We start from the raw sequence: 4,472 nt of genomic DNA on the forward strand, positions 1-4,472 counted from the left end.
GGCGTGTTCGACTCGCCGGCGTTGGCCCTGGTCGGCGGCCTACTGGTGGCCCTGGTGATGCCGGCGGGGGCAGCCGTCGCGGCGACCTCCGGCGACGCCGACTCGGTCCGTGGCGGCATCGTCGGCGTGGGGCTGGCCGCGCTGGTCGTCGGCCTGCCGCCGGCCGTCGCCGGCTTCGTGATCGACGACCTGCACCCGTCGGCCGGGCCGTGGATCGCCCTGGTCGGCGTCGCGCTGCTGGTGCCGTTCGCCTTCGTCTCGGTGGGGCGGCGGGAGCAGTCCCTCGACGAGGACGTTGACCTGCCGGGGCGGGGCAACCTGCACATCGGGGCCGGCGTCGTCGGCCTGGTCGCCGCCGCGTCCGGGCTGGTCGCCGTGGCGCTGCCGCTGCTGTCCCTGCCGGACGGGGCCGCGGTGCCGGAGAACTACGCGATCCGGCTGCTCACGCCGGCCAGCATCCTGGTGGGCGTGCTCGCCGTCGGGCTGCTGGTGCCGGCCTGGGCGGCGCTGGTGCGGCCGGCGTTCACGGTCGCCTGCGCCGGCATCGCGCTGGCCGTGGCCAGCGGCTTCGACAACGTGCTGTCGGCGACCGGCGTGATCACCAGCAAGGCCACCCCCGGCGCCGGCGTGTGGTTCGGGGCGCTGGCCGTGCTGCTGGCCCTGGTCGCCGTGATCATCGCGACGCTGGCCGGCGCGCTGGAGCGGGAGGACGTCGACCTGTCCGAACTGGCGTCTCGTCCCGTGCTCGGCTGGGTCGCCGCCGTCGCGTCGCTGCTGGCCATCGGCGCCTTCGGGTTTCCGGCCGTCACCGGGCCGGAGTACGAGTCCGCCGGCCTGTGGACGTTCCGCATCGCCTCGACCGGCGCGGTCGTCGCCGTGCTCGCGGTGATCGCCGCCGCCGCGCTGGCCGCCCGATCCCGGCCCTCCCGGGGCGCCGCGCTGCTGTTCGGCGCCGCCGGAGTCGCCGTCGTCCGGGCCTTGGAGTTCGTCTTCACGGGCGCTCGCGCCGCCGGCTCCGTCCCGTCGCTGGGCACCTGGCTGGCCGTCGCCTGCGCTCTGGTCCTGGTTGTCGGCGGGTTCCTGGCGATGTCCGCAAAGGGTGAATCAGCGGGCCTGGACTAGGGAGTCGCGAGGCCGCGCCGGTGCCTGGAGTGGTTGGCGGATTTCGGCCGCCGCCACCCGACGCGCCCCGCCACCCGAGCCGACGCGGCGGGCTAAATCCGGCAAGCGAAGGCACCGGATCTTCAGCGGCCTCGCCCCGCGCGGAACGCGCGGAGACAAGCACGGTGACTGACCTCACTGCCGTTGTAAGGCACCTCACCGCCCCCAGGGCGCGGAGACGTTCCGCAGGCCGATAGGGTCGGGCGAGGCCGTTGTCCAGTGGTTTTCCTCGGGTGTTACCGCCCCATTGACCTAGCGCGCGGCCACGTCCGACACCGACGTCGCAGGAGACCCGAGTGGACCTGTACGAGTACCAGGCGAAGGATCTCTTCGCCGCCCACGGAGTACCGGTGCTGCCGGGCTCCGTGGCCGCCACCCCCGCCGAAGCTCGCGAGATCGCGGCCCAGCTCGGTCAGACCGTCGTCGTCAAGGCGCAGGTCAAGACCGGCGGCCGCGGCAAGGCCGGCGGCGTGAAGCTCGCCGACACCCCCGATGACGCCGAGGCCAAGGCCGAGGCCATCCTGGGCCTGGACATCAAGGGCCACATCACCCGCAAGGTGCTGGTGACGCCCGCCTCGGACATCGCCGAGGAGTACTACGTCTCCTTCCTGCTCGACCGGGCCAACCGCACCTTCCTGGCGATGGCGTCGGCCGAGGGCGGCATGGAGATCGAGCAGCTCGCCGTCGAGCGCCCCGACGCGCTGGCCAAGATCCCGGTCGACGCCATCACGGGCGTCGACAGGGCCAAGGCCGACGAGATCGTCGCCGCCGGCAAGTTCCCGGCCGAGGTCGCCGACCAGGTGGCCGACGTGCTGGTGCAGCTGTGGCAGACCTTCGTCGGCGAGGACGCCACCCTCGTCGAGGTCAACCCGCTGGTGCGCGACCCCGAGGGCAAGATCGTCGCCCTCGACGGCAAGGTCACCCTCGACGAGAACGCGGCCTTCCGCCACGGCACCCACGCCGAGCTGGTCGACCACGCGGCCGAGGACCCGCTGGAGGCCAAGGCCAAGGCCAAGCACCTCAACTACGTGAAGCTGGACGGCCAGGTCGGCATCATCGGCAACGGCGCCGGTCTGGTCATGTCCACGCTGGACGTCGTCGCCTACGCGGGCGAGAAGCACAAGGGCGTCAAGCCGGCCAACTTCCTGGACATCGGCGGCGGCGCCTCGGCCGAGGTCATGGCCAACGGCCTGGAGATCATCCTGGGCGACCCGGACGTGCGCTCGGTGTTCGTCAACGTCTTCGGCGGCATCACCGCCTGCGACGCGGTCGCCAACGGCATCGTCAAGGCGCTGGAGATCCTCGGCGACGAGGCCAGCAAGCCGCTGGTCGTCCGGCTGGACGGCAACAACGTGGACGAGGGTCGTCGCATCCTCGCCGAGGCGAACCACCCGCTCGTGACCGTGGTGGACACGATGGACAACGCGGCCGACAAGGCCGCCGAGCTCGCGGCTGCGGGGGTCTGACCGATGGCTATCTTCCTCACCGCGGACAGCAAGGTCATCGTCCAGGGCATGACCGGCTCCGAGGGCATGAAGCACACGCGGCGCATGCTCGCCTCGGGCACCAACATCGTCGGCGGCGTGAACCCGCGCAAGGCCGGCGAGAAGGTCGACTTCGACGGCCAGGTCGTGCCGGTGTTCGGCACCGTCGCCGAGGCCATCGAGGCCACCGGCGCGGACGTCACCGTCGTGTTCGTGCCGCCGGCCTTCACCAAGGCCGCCGTGATCGAGGCGATCGACGCCCAGATCGGCCTGGCCGTGGTCATCACCGAGGGCATCCCGGTGCACGACACCGCCGCGTTCTGGGCGCACGCCGTGGCCACCGGCAACAAGACCCGGGTCATCGGCCCGAACTGCCCGGGCATCATCAGCCCCGGCAAGTCCAACGCCGGCATCATCCCGGCCGACATCGCTGGCCCCGGCAAGATCGGCCTGGTGTCCAAGTCGGGCACGCTGACCTACCAGATGATGTACGAGCTGCGGGAGTTCGGCTTCTCCAGCGCCATCGGCATCGGCGGCGACCCGGTCATCGGCACCACGCACATCGACGCGCTCGAGGCGTTCCAGAACGACCCCGAGACCGCGGCGATCGTGATGATCGGCGAGATCGGTGGCGACGCCGAGGAGCGGGCCGCGGCCTACATCAAGGCCAACGTCACCAAGCCGGTCGTCGGCTACGTGGCCGGCTTCACCGCGCCCGAGGGCAAGACCATGGGCCACGCGGGCGCGATCGTGTCCGGCTCCGCCGGCACCGCGGCCGCCAAGAAGGAGGCCCTTGAGGCCGCGGGCGTCAAGGTCGGCAAGACGCCGTCCGAGACCGCCCAGCTCATGCGGGAGATCATCGCCGCGCTCTGAGTCGTCGTTCGGGTGAGGCGGTCCGCTGCTGGCGGGCCGCCTCGCTGCTTGTCGGGGCCTCTTCTTCCACAGTGTGTTCTCAGCCGACCAGGAGAACCGGGCATGGTCGGCGTACGTCCTACCGAGTGAATCCGATAGCGTTTTCGTCGACGCGCTGTCCAGACCAAGGGAGAGCACACCCATGACCTTCCCCTCCGGTGGTCCGGCACCGACCCCGGCCGCCAGGCCGGCGGCGACCCAGGAGCTCGACAAGCTCCTGCACATGGCCGCCGCGGGGCTGTCGGTGCTCGTCCTCGTGGCCGGCTTCTTCTCGTTCGCCCCGGCGGCGTCCGCCTACGCCGTGGGCCTGGGCTGGATCCCGGCGCTCTACCTGATCGCCGGCGGCCTGTCGGCCCAGGTGCTGCTGCCCGGCACGCCGGCCAAGCCCGGCTTCCTGCCCGGCCTCGTCGCCGTCGCGGTCACGCTGCCGCTGCTGTTCACGGTGTTCACCGCCGGCGCCACGGCGTTCGGCGCCTACCTGGTCCTCGTCCTCGGCGTGCTGACCGCCGTCGCGGCCGTCGGCGGTTACCTGGTCGAGGCCGGCATCATCAGCGCCCCGGCGCCCAAGCCGCAGCAGCCGCAGCAGCCCGGCCAGTGGAGCCCGCAGACCGGCGGGTTCCCGCAGCCCCAGCCCGGCCAGCCCGGCGGCCCGTTCGCCCAGCCCGGCTACGGCCAGGCCACCCAGGTCGTGCCGCAGCCCCAGCAGCAGCCCGGCGGGCCAGTACGGCGCCCCGCAGCAGCAACAGCAGCAGCAGGCCCCCGCGCCGCAGCCCGACCCAGTTCATGTCCCACCCGGGCCAGTTCAGCCAGCCCGCGCCGCCGCCGTCCGCCCCCGGCGGCCAGCAGCCGCAGCAGCCCGGCACCCCGCCCGGCGGCTTCACCGCCCCGCCGCAGGGCTGATTCTTCGTGTTTGGA

At 72.5% G+C, this 4,472-nt stretch carries 3 protein-coding genes and 1 pseudogene; all 4 read left to right on the forward strand.

What is annotated here, in order from left to right:
* Positions 1 to 1,122 (forward strand): annotated as a pseudogene (locus KUTG_RS54065) (hypothetical protein); the annotation flags it as partial.
* Between the two features lie 335 nt (positions 1,123 to 1,457).
* On the forward strand, positions 1,458 to 2,627 hold the full coding sequence (gene sucC / locus KUTG_RS30690) for an ADP-forming succinate--CoA ligase subunit beta (RefSeq protein ID WP_043721698.1): 1,170 nt from the start codon (positions 1,458 to 1,460) through the stop codon (positions 2,625 to 2,627).
* 3 nt (positions 2,628 to 2,630) lie between these two features.
* On the forward strand, positions 2,631 to 3,518 hold the full coding sequence (gene sucD / locus KUTG_RS30695; protein WP_043721699.1) for a succinate--CoA ligase subunit alpha: 888 nt from the start codon (positions 2,631 to 2,633) through the stop codon (positions 3,516 to 3,518).
* 181 nt (positions 3,519 to 3,699) lie between these two features.
* The coding region (locus KUTG_RS61830; RefSeq protein WP_052395595.1) for a DUF5336 domain-containing protein at positions 3,700 to 4,472 on the forward strand (773 nt) is incomplete at its 3' end.

Source organism: Kutzneria sp. 744 (assembly GCF_000568255.1).
Taxonomy (GTDB): domain Bacteria; phylum Actinomycetota; class Actinomycetes; order Mycobacteriales; family Pseudonocardiaceae; genus Kutzneria.

Coding starts and splice junctions, on each gene's coding strand:
- sucD (WP_043721699.1), top strand. CDS start 2,631: ATGGCTATCTTCCTCACCGCGGACAGCAAGGTCATCGTCCAGGGCATG.